This is a genomic window from Kribbella sp. NPDC005582 (assembly GCF_040605415.1).
Taxonomy (GTDB): domain Bacteria; phylum Actinomycetota; class Actinomycetes; order Propionibacteriales; family Kribbellaceae; genus Kribbella.
Window position 1 is genome coordinate 1,051,686 of the sequence record NZ_JBEXCU010000003.1, and the last position, 19,002, is coordinate 1,070,687.

The 19,002-nt window shown below is 68.0% G+C and carries 9 protein-coding genes and 1 pseudogene; 3 read left to right on the forward strand and 7 right to left on the reverse strand.

Going from position 1 to position 19,002, the window contains the following annotated elements; genetic code table 11:
• Both ABZS29_RS22575 and ABZS29_RS22580 read right to left on the reverse strand, forming a co-directional pair.
• Window positions 1-854: pseudogene (locus ABZS29_RS22575) on the reverse strand (alpha/beta hydrolase).
• On the reverse strand, window positions 854-2,059 hold the full coding sequence (locus ABZS29_RS22580; RefSeq protein ID WP_355464241.1) for an MFS transporter: 1,206 nt from the start codon (window positions 2,057-2,059) through the stop codon (window positions 854-856). The pseudogene ABZS29_RS22575 and the gene ABZS29_RS22580 overlap by 1 nt, the downstream one beginning before the upstream one ends.
• Before the next feature lie 83 nt (window positions 2,060-2,142).
• Between ABZS29_RS22580 and ABZS29_RS22585 the strand changes: the two genes are divergently transcribed.
• Complete coding sequence (locus tag ABZS29_RS22585) at window positions 2,143-3,057, forward strand: LysR family transcriptional regulator (RefSeq protein WP_355464242.1); 915 nt, start codon at window positions 2,143-2,145, stop codon at window positions 3,055-3,057.
• Here ABZS29_RS22585 and ABZS29_RS22590 read toward each other — a convergent pair.
• The 4 genes from ABZS29_RS22590 to ABZS29_RS22605 form a co-directional block, all read right to left on the reverse strand.
• Window positions 3,020-4,462, reverse strand: a complete 1,443-nt coding sequence (locus tag ABZS29_RS22590) for a HAMP domain-containing sensor histidine kinase (RefSeq protein WP_355464243.1) — start codon at window positions 4,460-4,462, stop codon at window positions 3,020-3,022. The genes ABZS29_RS22585 and ABZS29_RS22590 overlap by 38 nt on opposite strands.
• The gene (locus ABZS29_RS22595; protein ID WP_355464244.1) at window positions 4,462-5,163 is read right to left on the reverse strand and encodes a response regulator transcription factor; all 702 of its coding nucleotides are present in this window, start codon (window positions 5,161-5,163) and stop codon (window positions 4,462-4,464) included. Before ABZS29_RS22595 ends, ABZS29_RS22590 begins: the two co-directional genes overlap by 1 nt.
• A 78-nt stretch (window positions 5,164-5,241) precedes the next feature.
• Complete coding sequence (locus ABZS29_RS22600) at window positions 5,242-5,784, reverse strand: hypothetical protein (protein ID WP_355464245.1); 543 nt, start codon at window positions 5,782-5,784, stop codon at window positions 5,242-5,244.
• A gap of 72 nt (window positions 5,785-5,856) precedes the next feature.
• Complete coding sequence (locus ABZS29_RS22605; RefSeq protein WP_355464246.1) at window positions 5,857-6,327, reverse strand: DUF456 domain-containing protein; 471 nt, start codon at window positions 6,325-6,327, stop codon at window positions 5,857-5,859.
• Between the two features lie 54 nt (window positions 6,328-6,381).
• Here ABZS29_RS22605 and ABZS29_RS22610 point away from each other — a divergent pair, with 54 nt between their 5' ends.
• Window positions 6,382-8,361, forward strand: a complete 1,980-nt coding sequence (locus tag ABZS29_RS22610) for a glycogen debranching N-terminal domain-containing protein (protein ID WP_355464247.1) — start codon at window positions 6,382-6,384, stop codon at window positions 8,359-8,361.
• A gap of 14 nt (window positions 8,362-8,375) precedes the next feature.
• Here the strand turns inward: ABZS29_RS22610 and ABZS29_RS22615 are convergent, their stop codons facing one another.
• Window positions 8,376-14,807 carry an RHS repeat-associated core domain-containing protein gene (locus ABZS29_RS22615; RefSeq protein ID WP_355464248.1) on the reverse strand — a complete coding sequence of 2,144 codons (6,432 nt, stop codon included), beginning with the start codon at window positions 14,805-14,807 and terminating at the stop codon, window positions 8,376-8,378.
• A 154-nt stretch (window positions 14,808-14,961) separates the two neighbouring features.
• On the opposite strand from ABZS29_RS22615, the gene ABZS29_RS22620 reads away from it, so the two are divergent.
• Entirely contained in the window at window positions 14,962-18,969 is a 4,008-nt protein-coding gene (locus tag ABZS29_RS22620) for an RICIN domain-containing protein (protein WP_355464249.1), read from the forward strand.
• Window positions 18,970-19,002: the final 33 nt, after the last annotated feature.

The window sequence follows — 19,002 nt, forward strand, 5'->3', positions numbered from 1 at the left end:
TCAGGGCGCGGTGTGCTCCACGATCGCCGGTACGACGGTGTCCCAGACGTGCGGAGGGAAGACCTCGTGGCCGGTCTGCTCCAGCGGAAGGAACGCAGCACCAGGGATCTCTGCCGCGAGCGCTCGGCCGTGGCCGAGCGGGAACAGCGGGTCCTCGGTGCCGTGCAGCACCAGCGTCGGCACGCGGAGATCGGCCAGTCGGGCGCGCCACGGTTCCCCGGCGCTGATCAGGAACGGGTTGGTCAGTTGAGCGGCGATGTCGGTGGTGCGATCGACGATGCGCCCGGCGGCTGCCCGCATGCCGTCGAGGTCGAACTGGCGCGACTGAGCGGCGTACGGGCGTTCGGCCTCGACCAGATAGTCGACGACCGCGTCCCGGTCGGTCCAGTCGGGCTGCGCGGGCTCGTTCGCGAACAGCTTCTGGATCTCCTCGGTCACCGGCGGCAGATCGGTGTTCCAGTGCCCGGGTCCACCGGGAGTCGCGGACGCGAGGGTCAACGAAGCCACGCGGTCGGCGTGATCGAGCGCCAGCAGTTGAGCCACTCCCGCCCCTGTGACATCCCGACGATGTGTGCGGTCGGGATGCCGAGCGCGTCGAGCAGCCCGGCGGCGTCCGCAGCCAGGTCAGTCAACCCGTACGGCGGCGCTCCGACCGGATAGCTGGTCGAGTGGCCGGCGTCCCGGCTGTCGTAGCGGATCACGAACCGGCCGGCGGCGACCAGGCGGTTGATGAACTCCTCGTCCCAGGCGAGCAGCGAATGTCCCGCCCCATGGATCAGCAGCACCGCCGGATCGGCCGGGGTGCCGGACGTCCGCACACACAGTTCGACCTCGTTGACCTTGATGATCGACATCAGATTCCTCCAGCTAGTTGGTTCGTGCGGTTGCGCAGCGACGGGGCGATCACGCGGACTGCGATGAACAGTGCGATTCCGAGCACCGAACTCGTCGCCCAGAGGACCGTGCGTCCGGCGTGGTCGAGCAGTGCGGTACCGAACAGCGGGGCCAGGACGGCCCCCAGGCTCCACGTGGTGGAGGCGATGCCCATGTACCGGCCGCGAAGGTCGGCCGGGGCGATACCGGCGAAGGTGGCGCCGAACAGCACCGAGACGCCGATCTGGCCGAGCGTCCACACGACGATCGCCGTGGCGTAGGCGGCGCTGCCGTGGACGACCGCGGAGAAGGCGCCGCCGACGCCGGCCAGCAGCATCGAGAAGGCGAGGATCGTGGCGGTGTCCCGGCCGTCGAGCAGGCGGACGGCGATCGGCTGCACCACGACGATCGCGATCCCGTTCAACGCGAGCACCATGGAGTAGGCACTCGGCCCGAGACCGTCTCCCGCCATCACGAGCGGCAGTGTCGAGAACACCTGCAGGAACACGGTGAAGTAAACGATGTGAATCGCCACCATCCCGAGCATCACCCGGTCGCGTCGAAGGACCGGCAGGAGCGCGCGGCGGGTGGTCGCTGCCGTCGACGGGCGAGTCTCCGGGAGGCAGCGCCACACGATCAGCGCCGCGATGATTGCGGCGACGGCATTGATCCAGAACAGAACGCCGTACCCTTGGCGGACCAGTACGCCGGCGGCCACCGTCGAGATGGTGTAGCCGACGTTGGCGGCCCAGAAGAGCAGGCCGAAGGCGCGGATCCGATCCTCCGGCGGAAGGTCTGCCAGCGCCGCCGACCCGACCGGGCGGAACAGCTCCGCCAGCATGCCGACACCGAAGGCCGCCGCTGCGATTCCCGGCAGCGTGGTGGCCGCACCCAGCGTGATCAGCGCGACGGCGGTGCCCAGGAAGCCGATCAGCATCGTCCGGCGGCGACCGATCCGGTCACTCAACCAACCGCCGAGCAACTGGGACGCGATGTCGCCGATACCGACTGCTGCGAGCACCGCTCCCGCTGTGGTGGCTGAGAGACCGCGTTCCTGAGTGAGGTAGAGGACCAGGAACGATCGCGCGACGCCGCCCGCCCGGCTGACGAAGTGGGTCGCCGTGAGCGCCCCGACCAACTGCGATCGCCTTGCTGTCCTGGGGGTCGCGCTCAGCGTCGTGGTCATGTCTTCGACGGTAGGGAGATTCCGTCATCGTGAAAAGCGATTGTTTCCGATGAAGATGATCGCTCTAGGCTATATTTATCGTCATGGTCGACGTCGAGCTACGACATCTGGGGACGATGGTCGCCATCGTCGAGGACGGCACGTTCGGCCGGGCGGCCGCGCGCCTCGGCTACACGCAGTCGACGGTCAGCCAGCAGATCGCCGCGTTGGAGAAGTCGGTCGGAGGCGCGGTGTTCGAGCGGCCGGGCGGGCCACGTCCGGTGCGGCTCACGCCGCTCGGTGCTGTGGTTCTCGAGCAGGGCCGCGAGTTGCTGGCGAAGGCGGGGGAGTTGTCCGAGGCGGTCGGCCGGTTCAAGGCCGGCGGCGGCCGGATTGACATCGGGACGTTCCAGAGCGTTTCGCACGTGATCCTGCCGACGCTCATCCGGCGGCTGCGCGACGAGCAGCCGGACTGCGATATCCGGCTCGCGGACATGCCGGCCGACGATCCACAGCTCGGCAACCTCGACCTCGTGTTCTACGACCGGCCGCTGGATGGCGACGTCGTACAGCTCAGGCTGATCAACGATGTCTATTTCCTGGTCACGCGGGCCGGTGAGCTTCCGGACGGGCCCGCCTCGCTGAAGGTCCTCGACGGCCGGCCGATGGTGGGCTGTCACGAGTCGTGCGACCAGCTGTGGATGGAACCGGCGCTGAGTGAGGCCGGCGCGCGTCCGGAGGTCGCCTTCCGGTCGCCGGGCAACGCGACGATCCTCTCGATGGTGCGGGCCGGGTTGGGCTGGGCGGTGCTCCCGTGGCTGGCCGTGTACGGATCAGAGGTTCCGAAGGACGACCGCCTCTCGATCCACGCGCTTCGCCCGGCGCCGGCCCGCGGGATCTACCTGCACTGGCCGGACACGGAATCCCAGTCCCCCTTGGCGGTTCGAGCGATCGAGATCGCCCGGGAGATCGCGGCCGAGATCACAGCGGCCGGCGCGGCAGTGGAAGCAGCACAGTGAACGTTGCGCCGTGCGGTTCGGTGTCGGTGACGGTGACCCGGCCTCCGTGCGCGGCGACGAGCGCCGCCACGATCGACAGTCCCAGGCCGGAGCCACCCGTCGTACGGGTTCGGGCTGTGTCGGCTCGGTAGAAGCGTTCGAAGACCCGTGCCTTCTGTTCCTGGATCAGTCCGGGGCCGGAGTCCCTGACCTCGAGTACGGCGTCTGTCCCGCGCGTCCCGACCGATACCAGGATCGGCGCGTTCACTGGAGTGTGGTGGAGCGCGTTGCTGATCAGGTTGCCGAGCACCTGTCGGAGCCGGGCCTCGTCGCCCTGAACGACCGGTGCCTCGGAGTCGGGCAGGATCTTCAGCGAGATGTTGCGCTCGGGCTGAACGGCCTGCGCGTTGTGCAAGGCGTCGGCGGCGACGGGCAGCAGGTCGACCGCCTCCATCCGGAGCGGCCGTTGCTGGTCGAGCCGAGCCAGCAGCAGCAGGTCGTCGACGAGCAGACCCATCCGCTTGGCCTCGTCCTCGATCCGCTTCATGACGTCCGGCTCGGCCACACCGCGTTGCCTGCTGAGCTCCGCGAAACCGCGGATCGAAGTCAGGGGAGTGCGCAGCTCGTGGGAAGCGTCGGCCACGAAGCGGCGCATGCGGTCCTCGGACTGCCTCGCGGCGTACTCCGAGGCGGTGCGTTGAGCGAAGGCGTTCTCGATCTGACCGAGCATCTGGTTGAGCGCGTAGGACAACCGCCCGACCTCGGTGCGCGGATCACGGTCGGGGACGCGCCGGCTGAGATCACCGCCGGCGATGGCGACCGCGGTATGTTCGACGTCCTCGAGTCCGCGGAGGCTTCGCCGTACGACGTAGGTGCCGACGCCGGCGAGCAGGACGAGCAGGATGACCCCCGCCGCGGACTGCACTCCGACGAGCCGCTGCACGGTCCGCGAGACGTCATGCAGGTTCTGCGCCACCATGGCTGAGCCGGTGTCGTCGTTGAGAGGTACCGCGAGCACCCGCCAGGTGTCGCCGCCGGAGGTCGCGGGCACATTGAAGGGTTTGCCGTTCAAGGCCCGGACCTGATCGAGATCGAGCGTGGGAAGCTTCGGTAGCGTCTCCGCTTCGCGGAGCGGAGCGCGGAAGGGCCCGCCCGGTTGCGGCCCACCGTCAACGTCGTTGAGCTGCACGAAGAACTGGCTGGGAAGTGGCCGGCCTCGCATCGGCCCGCCACCGAAGCCGCGGCCGTCCGCCACCGGTGCCGCGACCTGGGCGAGCTGTGCGTCCACTTTGTCGACCAGGTAGCCGCGCATGATCGTGGTCGCGAGCACGCCCGAGCCCACCAGCGCGAGTGCGACCAGGGTCAGCAGCACCACGACGATGGTGACGCGGAGCGGGTACCGGTCGGTGAAGCGCTGATGGTTCATCAGCTGGGGCCTCGGGGGGTGCGAAGGACATAGCCGACCCCGCGGACGGTGTGCAGCAGCTTCTGGTCGCCGGTGTCGACCTTACGGCGCAGGTAGGACATGTAGGACTCGACCACGCCCGCGTCGCCGGCGAAGTCGTAGTTCCAGACCGCGGAGAGGATCTGGCCCTTCGACATCACTCGCTCCGCGTTCTCCAGCAGGCAACGCAGGAGCTTGAACTCGGTCAGCGACAGCTGCACCGCCTGACCGGACTTGAACACCTCGTAGCTGTCCTCGTTGAGCTCCAGGTCCGCATACCGCAGTACGGCGGTCTCGGTCGCTGTCTGCTCGCGGTGACCGGAGCGGCGCAGCAAGGCGCGGACGCGGGCGACCAGTTCGTCGAGGCTGAACGGCTTGGTGACGTAGTCGTCGCCGCCGGTCTGCAGGCCGAGGACCTTGTCCTCGACGGCGTCGCGGGCGGTGAGGAACAGCACTGGCACGTGCCTGTCCTCACCCCGCAACCGCCGGACCACCTCGAACCCGTCCAGGCCGGGCATCATCACGTCCAGCACGACCAGGTCGGGCTGGACCTCCCGGGCCTTGCGGAGTGCCTCGGTGCCGTGACTGGCCGTGGAGACGTCGTACCCCGCGAAGCGCAGGCTCGCGGACAGCAGTTCGACGATGTTCGGCTCGTCGTCGACCACCAGCAGATGCGGGCTCATGTCCACAGTCTGCCGCTGTTCCCCGTGCTCGGCCTGGGAGGTTCCTGGCAATCGCCTGTGAGTCGTTCCTGCGAGTCGTCAGCGCGGACCGCGGTGGAAGCCCCACTTGTCGCCCGCGGCCTTCCGGACGGTGCCGTCGCGCAGCATGGTCGCGGTGGCCTTGCCGTCGGCGACCACGGCGGCGATGACGACCGTGTTCCCGGTCTTCACGTCGCCGATTCCTTCCCGGGCGGCGTTCACCAGGGTGTCCGCGGTCAGCGTGTAGGTGCGGCTGTAGCCGTCCTCGCTCTTCAGCGTGATGGAGTCCTTGCTGACCGCGGTGACCTCGCCGCGCTGGGTGGCCACGGTCTGGTAGCCGCCGCCGTCCTTCTTCACGACGAACTCGCCGTGCAGGGCGCCGCCCTGACCGAAGAACTGGCCGGGTCCGCCGGGACCGTGTCCCAGGCCCTTACCCGGCTTGCCGGGCTCGGCCGGGGTGGACGGTGAAGCGGAGGGGGACGGGGTCGGGTCGGCACTGGTAGCGGCCCAGGCGACACCGCCCGCCGTGGTGGTGACGGCGACCGCGGCGATGGTGCCCGCGATCCGCCAGCGCTTCTCTGAGAGGTTGCTGAACATTGCCATGCGACTCAGCATCCCCGATCGGGCTGAGACGAGCCTCCGGTGAACCTGAGAAATTCCTGGCAATCAGGGCGTTCAGAGGAACAGGACCGCGATCAGCCAGACCGCCGCGGCGAGCGACGTACCGACGAACTCGATCAGCATCGAGAGCCCCGTGGCCTTCAGTGCGTGCTTGGTCGAGTTCCAGGCAGCTGCGTGCGTCTTCAGGCGCTGCCGCTCGGAGACGTAGACGCCGAGCGGGAAGCCGACGAACATGCCGACCACCGGGATCAGGAAGAACCCCACGATGCCGAGCAGGACGCCGATGAGCATCGAGCGCCGCGGTACGCCGGACTCCCGCAGCCGGCGCTCGGGGACGACGTACTTGACGACCTGGCTGGCCCCGATCAGGACCACCGCGGCGGCCAGCACGACCCAGCCGGTGGCACTGCGTTCCACCAGCGCCCAGACCAGGATCGCCGCCAGGCTCAGGATCGCCCCGGGCAGCACTGGGACCACGATGCCGATGATGCCGACGAAGATCGCCACTCCGACCAGAACTGTCATAGCAGTGTCCACACGGACACTCTGCCGCAAGTCGGACGCCTTTAGGGTGGAGACATGTCCCAGCTGCACGATTTGGTCACCGCACTGGCTGCCCCCTGGGTGGTCCTCTCACCCCGCTCCGGCCAGCTCACCGGCTCCGGAGCCGAGGGGGTCTACGCCCGCGACAGACGGCTGCTGTCGAGATTCGTGGTCACCGTGGACGGCGTCGAGCCGATCCCGCTGCAGGTGGACGAGCCCAGCGCCTCCACGCACGTGTACGTCGCCAAGGTCGACCGCGAGGAGACCGTGCTGCTCTACCGCCGCCGCGTGGTCAGCCGGGACGGAATGACCGAACACCTCACGCTGGTGAACAACTCCCGCGAGACCGTGACCTGTCAGCTGGAAGTTGCCCTAGGCACCGATCTCGCGAGCATCGTCCAGGTCCGCAACAGCAGCGCCGCGACACTGCCAACGCTCGAGGCGAGGTCCGGCGATTCGGGCCGTCTGTACTGGGAGAATGAGGGCACGCGGGTCACCGCGGAGCTCGACCCCGGCCCGACGGCGACACCGCAGCTGGCGCCGGGGGAGGAGTTCACGATGATCATTACAGTGATCGCTTCCGGTCCCCGCTCGGTCAGCGGCTTCGACATCGACCCACCGGTGAACACTATTCTGTACACCGCGAGTGTGCACTGTAGTGATCACCGGGTCGAGCGCTGGTTCGACCGCTCGCTCGACGATGTCCGGGCGCTGCAACTCGCGATCGGCGACGACCGCTACCTCGGTGCGGGACCGCCGTGGTACCTCACGTTGTTCGGCCGGGACTCGTTGATCTCCGCGGGGATGCTGATCCCGGTCGACCCGGAGCTGGCGGCCGGCACCTTGCGCGCCCTCGCGAACTGGCAAGGCACCAAGGTCGACGTCGAGACCGCCGAGCAGCCCGGCAAGATCCCGCACGAGCTCAGAGCCGAGACAGCCGAACACGGCACCGGATTCGTCCTGCCGCCGGTCTACTACGGCACGCACGACGCAACCCAGCTCTGGATCACCACCCTGCACAAGGCCTGGCGCTGGGGCATGCCGAGTGACCAGGTCAGTGCACTGCTACCGAACCTGCGCCGGGCACTGGAATGGATGCGCGACTACGCCGACCCGGACGGTGACGGCTTCCTCGAGTACGTCGACGAGTCCGGCCACGGCCTGGCGAACCAAGGCTGGAAGGATTCCGACGACTCGGTGCAATGGCCGAACGGCGAGATCGCCACCGCCCCGATCGCCCTCTGCGAGGTCCAGGGCTACGCGTACGCCGCTGCCATCCGCGGCGCCGAAATCCTGGAAGCCTTCGGCGAATCGGGCGACGAGTGGCGCGCCTGGGCCGCAGCACTCCAGGAGCGCTTCCGCAGCGCGTTCTGGGTCGACGGCTATCCGGCGATCGCTCTCGACGGTGCCAAGAACGCTGTGATCGGCCGCGCCTCGAACATGGGTCACCTGCTGGGAACCGGTCTCCTGGACGCCGATGAGGAACAACGCGTGGCGGACCTGCTCGGCGACGACGATCTCGACAGTGGCTTCGGCCTGCGCACCCTGTCCACGGCGATGTCCCGCTTCAACCCGATCGGCTATCACACCGGCAGCGTCTGGCCGCACGACACCGCGATGACCGTCCAGGGTCTCTACGCCACCGGCTACGACGAGGTCGCGTCGTCGTACGTCGCTGGTCTCGTCCGCGCCGCCGAATCGTTCGGCTACCGCCTGCCCGAGCTGTACGGCGGCCGCGGGCTGACCGCCGAGACGCGGCCCACGCCGTACCCGGGTTCGTGCCGCCCCCAAGCCTGGGCAGCAGCCTCGGCGGTCGCCGTCCTGGTGGCCGCCCTCGGCATCGAACCGGACGTACCGGGTGGTGCGCTGACGGTGAATCCAGCGTCGTCACTGCCATGGTCCGAGCTGAGACTGTCAGGTCTCCGCGTGGCCGGTGCGCCGCTCACCGTCGAGTGGCGGGCCGGGAAAGCAGCAGTGCTGGGGGCCCCGAAGGACCTCCAGCACCTTGTCAGCTGACTACTGCGGAGCTGCTACTTCGGCATGTACTTCGCGGGGTCGAACCGGCTCGGGATACCCCAGTTCTTCGGTGTCTGTATCGCCTCCTTGAACGACTCGCCGATCCCCTTGGGCCCCTTCAGCGGTCCGCCACGGAAGACGCTCTTGGTCATGGCCCATCCGCCGGTTCCGGTGACCTTCCGCATGCCGCTGATGGCTCGGCCCGGTGACGCGTTCTCGGCGAACCAGCCGGCCACCTTGCCCGGAGTGATCTTCTCCCCGGCCAAGGCCGCCACACCACTGTTCAGGCCGGCACCGATCACGCCGCCGGCCGCCATCCCGACCAACGCGCCGCAGATCAGCGCCGCCGGCCCGCAGGCCAGACCCACGACCACCCCGGCCAGGAGACCGCTGGCGAAGTTGGCTGTGAGATGCAGGATCTTGTTCCCGACCGGGGACGCGGCGAAGTTCTTGACTTGGTTGCCCACCCACTTCGCGCCGTCGGCGACCTTGGAGGCGGCGGTCTTGAAGTCCGCGACGTTCCGCTTCCAGTTCTCCTTGAAATTCTGCTTCGCCTGGGAGACGACGCTCTTGGCCACCACCTTCGCCTTCGCGATGAAGACCTGGACTCTCTTGACGTGTGGCTCGATCTTGGTCCGGTAGATCGTCTTGGCGACCTCCTTCACCGCGTTGACGAAGTTGGTCACCGCGTTCCACACTCCGCCCGAGGCCTGGATGTAGTTGACCACCGGCGCCAGGAACGGCACCGCCACCTTGATGATCTCCGGGACCCGGGTGACGACCTGCTCCACCGTGGTCTTGATGGCGCTGCCGATCGAGGAGACCACGCTGCTGAACCAGGAGTTGCCGTCCGGGTCCGAGAACGAGATCGGGCTGTTGTTCGAGTACGAGTAGCCGTTGATCGTCTGCGGGTCGGAGTAGTTGGCCTCCGGGTCGACCGAGATGAACCGCCCGGTCTTCGGGTCGTACTCCCGGGCCCCGAGGTGGACCAGCCCCGTACTGGGGTCCTCGGTCCCGCCGACGAAGCCGCGCTGTCCCGGCCATGCCGCCGGCGCGACACCGCGCAGGTTGCCGTACGGGTCGAGCCGCTTGCGCTGCACGTTCTGCGCCGGGGTGTTGTCGATGACCGTGGTGGAGGTGCCGTGGTGGTCCGCACCGAGCCAGAACAGCTGGTTGGCACCGACCCGGACCGCGACCGTCTGCTGGCCGTGCTTGTAGTACCGCGTGCCGACCAGCGAGCCGTCCGCCTTGAGCAGCACCTCGTTGTTGTTCGGCAGGTAGAGCGTGACGCCCGACGGATCCTTACGGAGCAGCCGCTCGCCGTCGGCATTGTTGATGACCTCGGTGGTCTTGCCGGCGCCGTCGACCTTGACCATCTCGCCCTGGGCGTCCCAGTCGAAGGTCTCGATCCCCGCCGCGTTCAGGTTGCGGGTCTTCAGGTTGCCGGTCTGGTCGTAGGTGTAGTTGTCGGTCCGGGTGCCACCGCTACCAGTGGTGACCACCGACTGCACCGCGTGCGGCCGCGGCTGACCGGTCGCCGGGTAGCTGTACGTCGCCGTCGTGGAACCGGTTGCGTCCGTCCTGGTCTCGGTCTTGCGGTTGCCAGTCACGTCGAACGTCCAGCCGTGCCAGTACGGCGCCGGTCCGCCCAAGGTGTCCTTGGTCGGCGCGGCCGCGCAGTCACCGCTGCCCGGGGTCCACGCCGAGGTCAGACGGCGCAGGTGGTCGTAGGTGAAGCACTGCGTGTCGGTGGTCTCGCCGGCGTCGGTGATCTTGGTGATGTTGCCGGTGGGGTCGAACGCGTACCTGACGACCGAGATCGGGTCGTCGGCGGTCTCCTTGGTCGTGGTGACCTTGTTCAGCCGCCGGGTCCCGGCCTCGTAGTCGAACTCCTGCGTGACCGACTTGCCGCCGGTTCCGCGCTGGACGAGCGACGAGACCTCACCCATCGTGGTGTACGCCGTACCGGTCACGTAGGTGGAGATGTCCGAGCTCAGCGTGGTCGGCAGGTCCTTGTCGTTGTAGCCGTACTGCAGGGTCTCGGACGGAAGTCCGCCGACGGCCGGCATCGAGGTCGTCGCGACCTCGCCGTCCTCCTTGTAGGTGTTGCCGAACGTGTAGGTGCGGGCCAGCCCGCCCTGTGCGGCCGGGATCACGACCTCCTGGCCCAGCGGCTTGCCGCTCTTGTCGTAGCCGGTCACCTTCGTGGTGTACGGCTGCCCGTCAACCCAGTGGGTGGTCGAGCTGATGTTTCCCTTGGCCACCGCGCCGGTCTGGCCGACGACCGGGGTGTTGTCGTAGGTCCACTCCGAGATCAGCTTCTTCGGGCCCGCCGTGGGGACCTCGCTGATGGCGGTCTTGCGCCCGATCAGGTCGTAGCTGTACTCGAGCGTCGTCCCGCGGTTGTCGGTCGAGGTGACCAGTTGGTCGAGGTCGTTGTAGGTGAAGGTCGACGTTCCGCGGTCCGGGTCGACCTCCTTGGTCTTACGGCCCTGGATGTCGTACTCCCAGCTCCACTTGTTCCCGGCCGCATCGGTGACCAGGGTCGGCAGACCACGGCTGTTGTAGCTGTACGACGTCTTGTCGAACGAGCCGGTCGCCGTCTGGCCCTTGTACTGGCGCAGCTCGACCAGCCGGCCGTCACCGTTGGTGACCTTCGTCGTCGCCTGCTCGCCCAGCTGCGGCTCGACGGTCTCCTCGTCGGCCGAGTTCTTCCGCTTGGTGCTCCACTTGATCGTCTTCGCCGACTTGAAGGTCTCCTCGGTGGTCCGCCCGGCGCCGTCGAACGTGATCAGCTTCTGGGTCGGGATGACGTTCTGGTCGCCGTGGAAGACGTCCTCGGTCGCGGGTTGCGCGTTCCAGTACGGTCCGTTTTCCCGCACGACCAGACCCCGCGAGTCGTACCAGGTCTCGGTCACCGTGCGGCCGCCACCCGGGGCGATCTCCTGTTTCTGCACCGGCCGGAACAGACCGTCGGACAGGTCGTAGCTCTCGTTGACGCTGCCGTCGCTCTGCAGGGACTTGGTGATCACCGAGCTGGCACCGTTGTCGATGCCGATCCGGTACTCGTACTCCATGTTCGGAGTCGCGGCGTTGTCGGCCGTGAAGGCCTTGCCCGCCGACTTGGCCTGCTTCGAGGCCGCGGCCGAGCCGGTCCGGCCGGGCATCCACACCTTGAGCAGCCGCCCGAAGCCGTCGTACGTGGCCTCGCTGCTGCGGCCGTTCTGGTCGGTGACGGCGACCTCCTGGCCGAAGGCGGGGTCGAGGTCGGTCGTGGTGGTGTGCCCGTTGGGCTTGGTCACGACGCGCTCGGTGACCGGTCCGCCGCCGGCCGGGAAGTAGCTGGTCGTGCTGACCGCACCCTCGGCATCGATGGCCTTGACGGATCGGCCGAGCGCGTCGTACTCCAGCTTGGACTGCTCGTCGTACACCGGCTTGCCGGCCGAGTCGTAGCTCGCGACCCGCTCGGTCTTGGTCGGGTTGCCCCTGGTCGGCGTCGCGTCGATGTCGGTCGCGCCGTCGAAGTAGGTGCGCTGGTCGCTGATCACCTGCTCTTTGGTGTACGCCTGGTCGCAGGCCGTCGACACGACGTACTCGCGCTTGACCAGCTCGCCGATGCCGGCCCCGGCGTTGCTCGCGTACTCGTAGTAGGTGCAGGTGTCGTCGGCCGCGGTGGTCACGTCGTTGGCGTCGTACTTGGACTTCAGTACGCCGTCGGCGTCGTAGTTGTTCTTCGCGGCCAGCTTGCGCAGTCCGCCGCCGGCGACGGTCTGGACCTGGGTGTTGCCGCCGGCCTGCGCCTGGTAGGCCTTCACCGTGCCCCAGGACTTCACCCGGGTGGCGGTCGCCGCGGAGACCCACTGGTCGGTGATCGTCCGGTCGACGATCTCGGTTCCGTTCAGCGTGGTCTGCTCGCGGGGCTGGCCGGACAGCGGCTGCAGGTCGGCCACCGACACGTCGTTGGAGTCGGTGATCACCGGATGCTTGATGGTGCCGTCGGCCTTCTGGTCGCCGTCCATGCCCTGGAAGTACCGCGTCTCGGTGACGGTCGGCGGCCCGTCGCTGCCGTCGCCCTTGGTCACCCGCACGAAGCTGTAGCCGCGCCACTGGGCCCAGGTCTTGCTCCCGATCTCGACCAGACCGTCCTCGTCGTCCTTGCGCCACGCGGGCTTCGACAGGTACTCGACCTTCGTCACCGCGGGCCGGGTGTCGGCCAGCCGGTCGGTCTCGGTGACCTGGGTGACGACGTACTTGTTGAACCAGTCGGTCCGCTCGGTGCCGTTGTCCGGCGTCCACTTCAGCGGGTGACAACGGCGCGTGTTGTCGTCGGGGCTGGCCGGAACGTCGCCGGTCTTGCAGTCAGGGTCGGCGTACGTGACCTTGATCTGGCCACCGCTGCCGTAGTTGACGGCGCTGACCCGCAGCCAGTTCATCGGCGGGTTGGTGTCGCCGGCCGGGATGATGCGGTTGGCCAGCTGGATGCTGTCGAAGTTGGTCTCCGGCATCTGTGCGGGCTCACCGGCCAGACCGGCCTCGCTGATTCCCTCCAGCCACAGCCCGGCCCTGGTGCCGTCACCGGGGTCACGGAAGGACTGGCGCAGATCCCAGCGCTGGACGTCGCCGAACTTGTTCTCCGCCGCCCGCCAGACCTGGGTGGTGATCTTGGTCAGCCGCTTCTTGGTCCAGAAGCTCGGGTTGAAGTGGTTGTTGCAGTTCGTGCTCGACGTGCATTCCTGGTCGAGCGGAGTGTCCAGGTAGTCGGCCGCGACACACGACGCGGACGCGATGCAGCGGTCGGTCGTGGTGAACACCATCTGCGCGACCGGCTTCGTCTGGTAGACGTTGCCGTCGGTCTGGCCGTACTCGATCCGCGCGACGTTGCTGGCCCGCGTGTAGCTGCTGACCTTGGTGGCGGTCATGCTGCGCGCGTAGTAGTTGCTCTCGCGGTCGTAGAACAGGCTCATCGTGTTGCCGTTGCGGTCCACGACGTAGTCGAGGTTCCACTTGTAGGCCTGCGTGCACCAGGAGTCGGCGAACGCGGTCTTGTTGCAGGGCTCACCGGCGTGGTTGCCGAAGACCGGTAGCGTGGAGACCGATGCGGTTTCGTGCTTGACCGCGGGCTCGGGCTTGTCCCAGCCGGGCAGGTGGTTCAGGCCGAAGTAGTACTTGATGCCGTCCTTGCTGGTCAGCTCCCAGTACTCGCCGTCCTTGGCGCCGTTGTTCGCGCCGGTCAGGCGGCGGATCGTCGATCCGTCCTCCTGGCGCGCGTGCCACTCGCCGGTGGCGTCGTCCTTGACGAGTTCGCCACCGGCGCCGTTCAGCGTGAAGGTGGCGTTGTCGGTGGCCCAGCACTGGTCGCCGGTCGGGTTCTTGCCGTTGTTCCCGGTCTGCTCGCTCTTCGCGCCACAGGACGCGTAGCGGCGCTCGATCGAGCCGCCCGGAGCGAACTCGAAGCCCTCACCGACCCAGGACGGCTGGTTGTTCGTGGACGAGGTCCGGCCGTCGACACCGCCGGAGGAGTAGCCGATGGTTGCCTGCGGCAACGGGCCGCCCAGGGCCGGCGGCGTCTGCAGCGGGTAGTTCCAGCTGAAGTCGCCGGACGATCCGCCGACCGTCCAGGTGGCCTGCGGCTTCAGGGTGGTTGCCTTGTAGTCCCCGGCGCTGCTGGCGGCAACCGCCGCGACAGCAAAGGTGCCTTCAGGTGAGCCGGCCGGAGCGACCGGTACGTCGGCGCTCAATGAGCCGGCCGGGTTGTTGGTGGTCTTCAGCAGGTTGGGCGTGCAGCCGGCCGCCGGTGCCGCCTTGTTCAGGCCGCACGCGGGGAGCTGGAAGACCCTGAGCCGCAAGGCGTAGTCGGCGCCGTAGGCATCGCGGAACTGGTCGTAGCCGACGGTCAGCCGGGTCTGCCCGGCCTTCGCCACCCCGTCGGCACGGTGCAGCTTGAGGAGGAACTGGTTGCCCTGCCGGCCCAGCGACTCGACCTTCACCTTGGCCGGTACGGCGTCGGCGACGGCCGCGGCCGTCATGCCTGCGGCGGTTGCCGGCGTCGACAGCCAGACCGGCAGTGCGCCGGCCTTGCCCTTGGTGAGATCGGCGGGGGAGACCTGCGTGCCGGCCTGCGGACCGAAGCCGAGCCGCGGATCCACCGCGGAGACCGCGGGCTGGACCTCCGTGGACCCGGCCGCCGGCCAGCTCACCTCCGGACGCTTGGTCACATCGGACTTGGCGCCGGCGTCGACCGGTCGCGGCTTGACCGCGACCTTCTTGCCGGGAACGGAGGTGAGTCTGGTGGTGTGCGGTTCGGTGTCCTTCTTCGGGGTGTCGGCGACGGCTTGAGCGGCCGGACCTTGGACGCCGACAGTCAGCGCGATGGCCGAGGCGAATATCAGACCTGCACGAGGCAGGGCGAACCGGCGTGATCGCCGGCGACGGGGGTGGGCGGGCATGGAGAAACCTCCGGAGATTGGGGGACCTGGCAAGGCTGACAGCCGGCAGCTGATTCGGCAGCCGTTTCGAGGTCGGTCGAAACGTAAGCGCAGCAAGCACTTGTCGTGGATCATCGGCCCTGTCCCGCCCGTGCCACCGAGGGGTTGTCCCATCATGCCGCCCAGTCGTCGTCTGCTGCCCGCACTGCTGTCGCTGCTCCTGGCGATGCCTCTGATCGCTTCTGTACAAGGCGATCCACCGCCGGCGGCAGCGCAGCCGGCAAAGTTCAGCAGACCACTCACACCCGAAGTGAAGGCCACCGACGAGGCGGCCCGGACCGGGCGGCGAGTCGAGGTGGTGGACTGGCGCAACGAGACATCAGAGGTCTACGTCAATCCGAACGGCTCCAAAACGATGACCCAGCACGCGGTTCCGGTCCGCGTGCGCAAGGGAGCCGGCTGGGCAGCACCGGATGCGTCGTTGCGTCTCCAGCCGGACGGCACCGTTCAGCCGGTCGCGGCTGCTGTGCCCGTGGTTCTGTCCGGCGGTGGCGACAAAACCCTGCTCCGCTTCGGAAAACCCGGCGCCCGGGTCGCGATGGGCTGGCCGAACAAGCTTCCGGGGCCTCGCATCGCCGGCAACACTGCCACCTACCCCGAGGTGTACCGCGGTGTCGACCTCCAGATCAAAGTTGCTGTAGACAACTTTTCCTACCTGCTGGTGGTGAAGGACCGGTCCGCCGCACTGACTGACGCCTTGCGCGCCCTGCGGACGCCGTTCGTCGGCGACGGTCTTCGGTTGTCGGTGAACCGCGACGGTTCGACCACAGCGGTCAACCCGCTGGGGGAGCTGCTCTACACCGCGCCCGCGCCGACGATGTGGGACAGTACGCCGGTCACGCCACGGCAGGCGAAGGTCGGCATCCGGCTGAAGTCCGGCGCGCTCGAGCTGACGCCGCAGCGATCGCTGCTGGCCGACCCGCGGGCGAAGTTCCCGATCTACATCGACCCGTCGCTGAGCGGCCGGAAGGCCGGCTGGCTGCACGTCAACGTCCGGATGGGAAACCAGACCGGCTGGGGCTACGACACCGGCCAGGGAGCCAAGGTCGGCCGGGCCTACCACGACACCGACAACCTGTACCGGTCGATGTTCCTGATGAACCTGACCAACGGTGCGCAGACCATCGGCGGCAGCACGATCGGCGACGTCTACTTCAGCATCACCCTCGACCACAGCCCGACCGGCACCGAGACGCCGGTGGACCTGTGGCACCTGAACGATTTCACGACCGGCACCTATATCGACTGGGGTAACAACGACCAGTTCTGGAAGGAGAACATCGACCAGGTGAAGGCGGAGGCCTGGCCGGAGCCGGAGGACAAGGTCGTCAAGTTCGCGCCGGCGCGGCTGCACGACCTGGTCCAGCAGGCGGCCGACGACCGCAAGCTGACCATGGGCCTCGGGCTGCGGGCGCCGAACGAGGGCCTGGAGAGCCAGTGGAAGAAGTTCAAGTTCGACACCGCGGTGCTGTCGATCGAGTACAACACTGCGCCGCGGGAGCCGAAGTCGCTGAACATGATCCGGCCCCGCCCGTGCGGGACGGTGGCCGCGCCGACCGCGATCGCCACCCGTACGCCGCAGTTCTCCGCCGTCGCGAACGACCCGGACAGCGGTGACGGCGTGACGACGACACTGGAGATCGCCAACTCCGCGAACGCGGTGGTCTACTCGAGTGCCGTCGGGCCGACCGCGACCGGGGCGGCCTTCTCCTGGGCGGAGGTTCCGGCCGGGAAGCTGAACGAGAACGAGGTCTACCACTACCGGGCCTTCACCCGGGACGCGCTCGTGGCGGGCCCGGCCACGAAGGACTGCTACTTCGTGATCGACTCGATCAGCCCGGACATCCCGGCCATCAGTTCGACGGACTTCCCGGACAACCTGCGCCGGACGCCGGCGTACACGACCGGGACCGTCACCTTCCGTCCCGCGACGGGGCAGGAGAACGAGGTCGCGGAGTACGTCTACGGCTTCCTGTCGGACAAGCTGGCGATGCGGGTGAAGGCGGGCGCGGGAGGTGTGGCTACCGTGCCGATCACGCTGACGCCGTCGGCGGAGACCGGCTCCTTCGACCGCACCCTGTACGTCGCCGCGGTGGACAAGGCAGGCAACCAGAGTGAGCTCACGGAGTCCTGGGCGCTGCGGCCCCTGACCGGCGGCACGGCGCCGGCGCCGGCGCGCGGGGACAGCAACGGTGACGGCCGGGCGGACCTGACCGCGATCTTCGACCAGGGCTTCGGGCGGACCGCCATCTGGTCGATGCCCTCGGCCGGCACGAACTTCCACACCGGCGTCATGGAGTGGGACACGAGTGAGGGTGGCAGCTTCGCCCTGACCAGAACGCGGGCGGTGCAAGGCGACTGGAACAAGGACGGCAAAGCCGACATGGCGTTGCTGCGCGAGGGCGCCGGCCGGCAGATCTGGCTGTACAAGCTGATGTCGGAAGGCAACCGGTACGACGCGCTCGACGCCAGCTGGACGAGCGGGGCGAACGGCTGGCCGCTGAGCACCGCCCGGGTGGTTTCCGGCGATGTCGACGGCGACAAGGCGTCCGACATCGTGGTGCAGAACGCCACCGCCAACGGTGGCTTCGAGGTCCTGGTGTTCAGAGCCGCGACCAACTTCACCGCGCCGGTGAAGTGGTTCACCTCGGAGGCTTCGAACCAGTGGACCCGCAGCGCTCCGCTGCTGGCCGACCTCAACGGCGACGGCAAGGCCGACTTCGTCAGCCTGCGCAACCTTGACGGCTGCCGGACCTCGGTGGAGCTCTTCGCTTCGACCGGAACCGCCTTCGCCGCGCCTGCGACGGCGTACGACTCGGGCGTCGGTGCTTATTGCTGGGAGAAGAGCAAGGCAGCTGTCGCCGACCCGGACGGTGACGGTCGCGAAGACATCGTCACCATGTACGAGGACAGCCCGGCCAACACCTCGCTGCAGGTATTCAAGCCGACGGGTTCGACGCTGACCCGCAGTACCTGGTGGTCGGTCACCAACAACGACCTCGACCTGTCCAAGACCAGCCTGTCGGTCGGTGACTACAACGGTGACCGTAAGGACGACATCGCCCTGCTGTACGCCGGCGGCAGCACACCTGGTGGCCGGCAGGCGTTCACTCAACTGTCCACCGGTACGGCGTTCGGTGCTCGGCAGCAGACCTGGTCCGGTCAGGTCGACGCGGTCACCGGTCCGAAGTTCGAGCTGGAGCACCGGGCCTACGACCTGGTCAGCAAGAACAGCAACAAGTGCCTGAACGTCGAGTTCGCCAGCGCGAACGACGACGCCCGCTACATCCAGTACCAATGCCTGCCGGTCGACCTGAACGCGCGGTTCCGGATCGATGCGATCGCCGGCACGGACCAGTACAGCGCCCGGCCGATGCACAGCATGAAATGCGCGGACGTCGAGGACTTCGGCCAGCAGGACGGTGCCCAGCTGCTGCAGTGGCCCTGCGGTAGCGGTACCGGTGAGCCCACCGCCAACCAGCAGCTCACCATCGAGTACATCGAAGGCACCAGCTACGACACCGTGGTCCAGCTGAGGTTCGCACACAGTGGCAAGTGCGCAACGGTCACTGCCGAACCGGAGAAGAACGTCACCACCTTCGACGACTACGCACCGATCAAGCAGCAAACCTGCGGGCAGCTGAGCACTCAGCAGTGGACCGTACGGCCGTCGTACAACCAGACACAGCTCGGGGAGAACGGCGCCGCGCGGTACCGGATCGAGGCGGCGACGTCACACAACGTGCTCGACATCGCCAACTGCGCCGCGAGTGACGACATCCGGATGTGGGAGTGGGTGCCGGGGAGTCCGTGCCAGAGCTGGAAGGTGGAGAGCCTCGGCGACGACGTCTACAAGATCGTCGATCCGAGCAGCAACCGGGCCCTGGACATCCGCGGCTGCTCGAAGCTGCTCAAGGGCTATCTGATCGCCTTCCCGAGCAACAAGGGGGAGTGCCAGCGGTGGCGGATCGAGCCCGCCGTCGACGGCAGTTACGCGGTGACCTCGGTCAGTTCCGGGCTGTCGATGGACGTGGACACCTGTAACCCTGCTGCCGGCACCGACGTGATCACGTGGTCCTACCACGGCGGTCTATGCCAGCGGTGGTACTTCATCAAGCAGTAGGGCCCGAGAACGCAAGGATGGCGGTCTCCCTCG

Coding starts and splice junctions, on each gene's coding strand:
- ABZS29_RS22600 (WP_355464245.1), bottom strand. CDS start 5,784: ATGGCAATGTTCAGCAACCTCTCAGAGAAGCGCTGGCGGATCGCGGGC.
- ABZS29_RS22605 (WP_355464246.1), bottom strand. CDS start 6,327: ATGACAGTTCTGGTCGGAGTGGCGATCTTCGTCGGCATCATCGGCATC.
- ABZS29_RS22580 (WP_355464241.1), bottom strand. CDS start 2,059: ATGACCACGACGCTGAGCGCGACCCCCAGGACAGCAAGGCGATCGCAG.
- ABZS29_RS22590 (WP_355464243.1), bottom strand. CDS start 4,462: ATGAACCATCAGCGCTTCACCGACCGGTACCCGCTCCGCGTCACCATC.
- ABZS29_RS22615 (WP_355464248.1), bottom strand. CDS start 14,807: ATGCCCGCCCACCCCCGTCGCCGGCGATCACGCCGGTTCGCCCTGCCT.
- ABZS29_RS22620 (WP_355464249.1), top strand. CDS start 14,962: ATGCCGCCCAGTCGTCGTCTGCTGCCCGCACTGCTGTCGCTGCTCCTG.
- ABZS29_RS22585 (WP_355464242.1), top strand. CDS start 2,143: ATGGTCGACGTCGAGCTACGACATCTGGGGACGATGGTCGCCATCGTC.
- ABZS29_RS22610 (WP_355464247.1), top strand. CDS start 6,382: ATGTCCCAGCTGCACGATTTGGTCACCGCACTGGCTGCCCCCTGGGTG.
- ABZS29_RS22595 (WP_355464244.1), bottom strand. CDS start 5,163: ATGAGCCCGCATCTGCTGGTGGTCGACGACGAGCCGAACATCGTCGAA.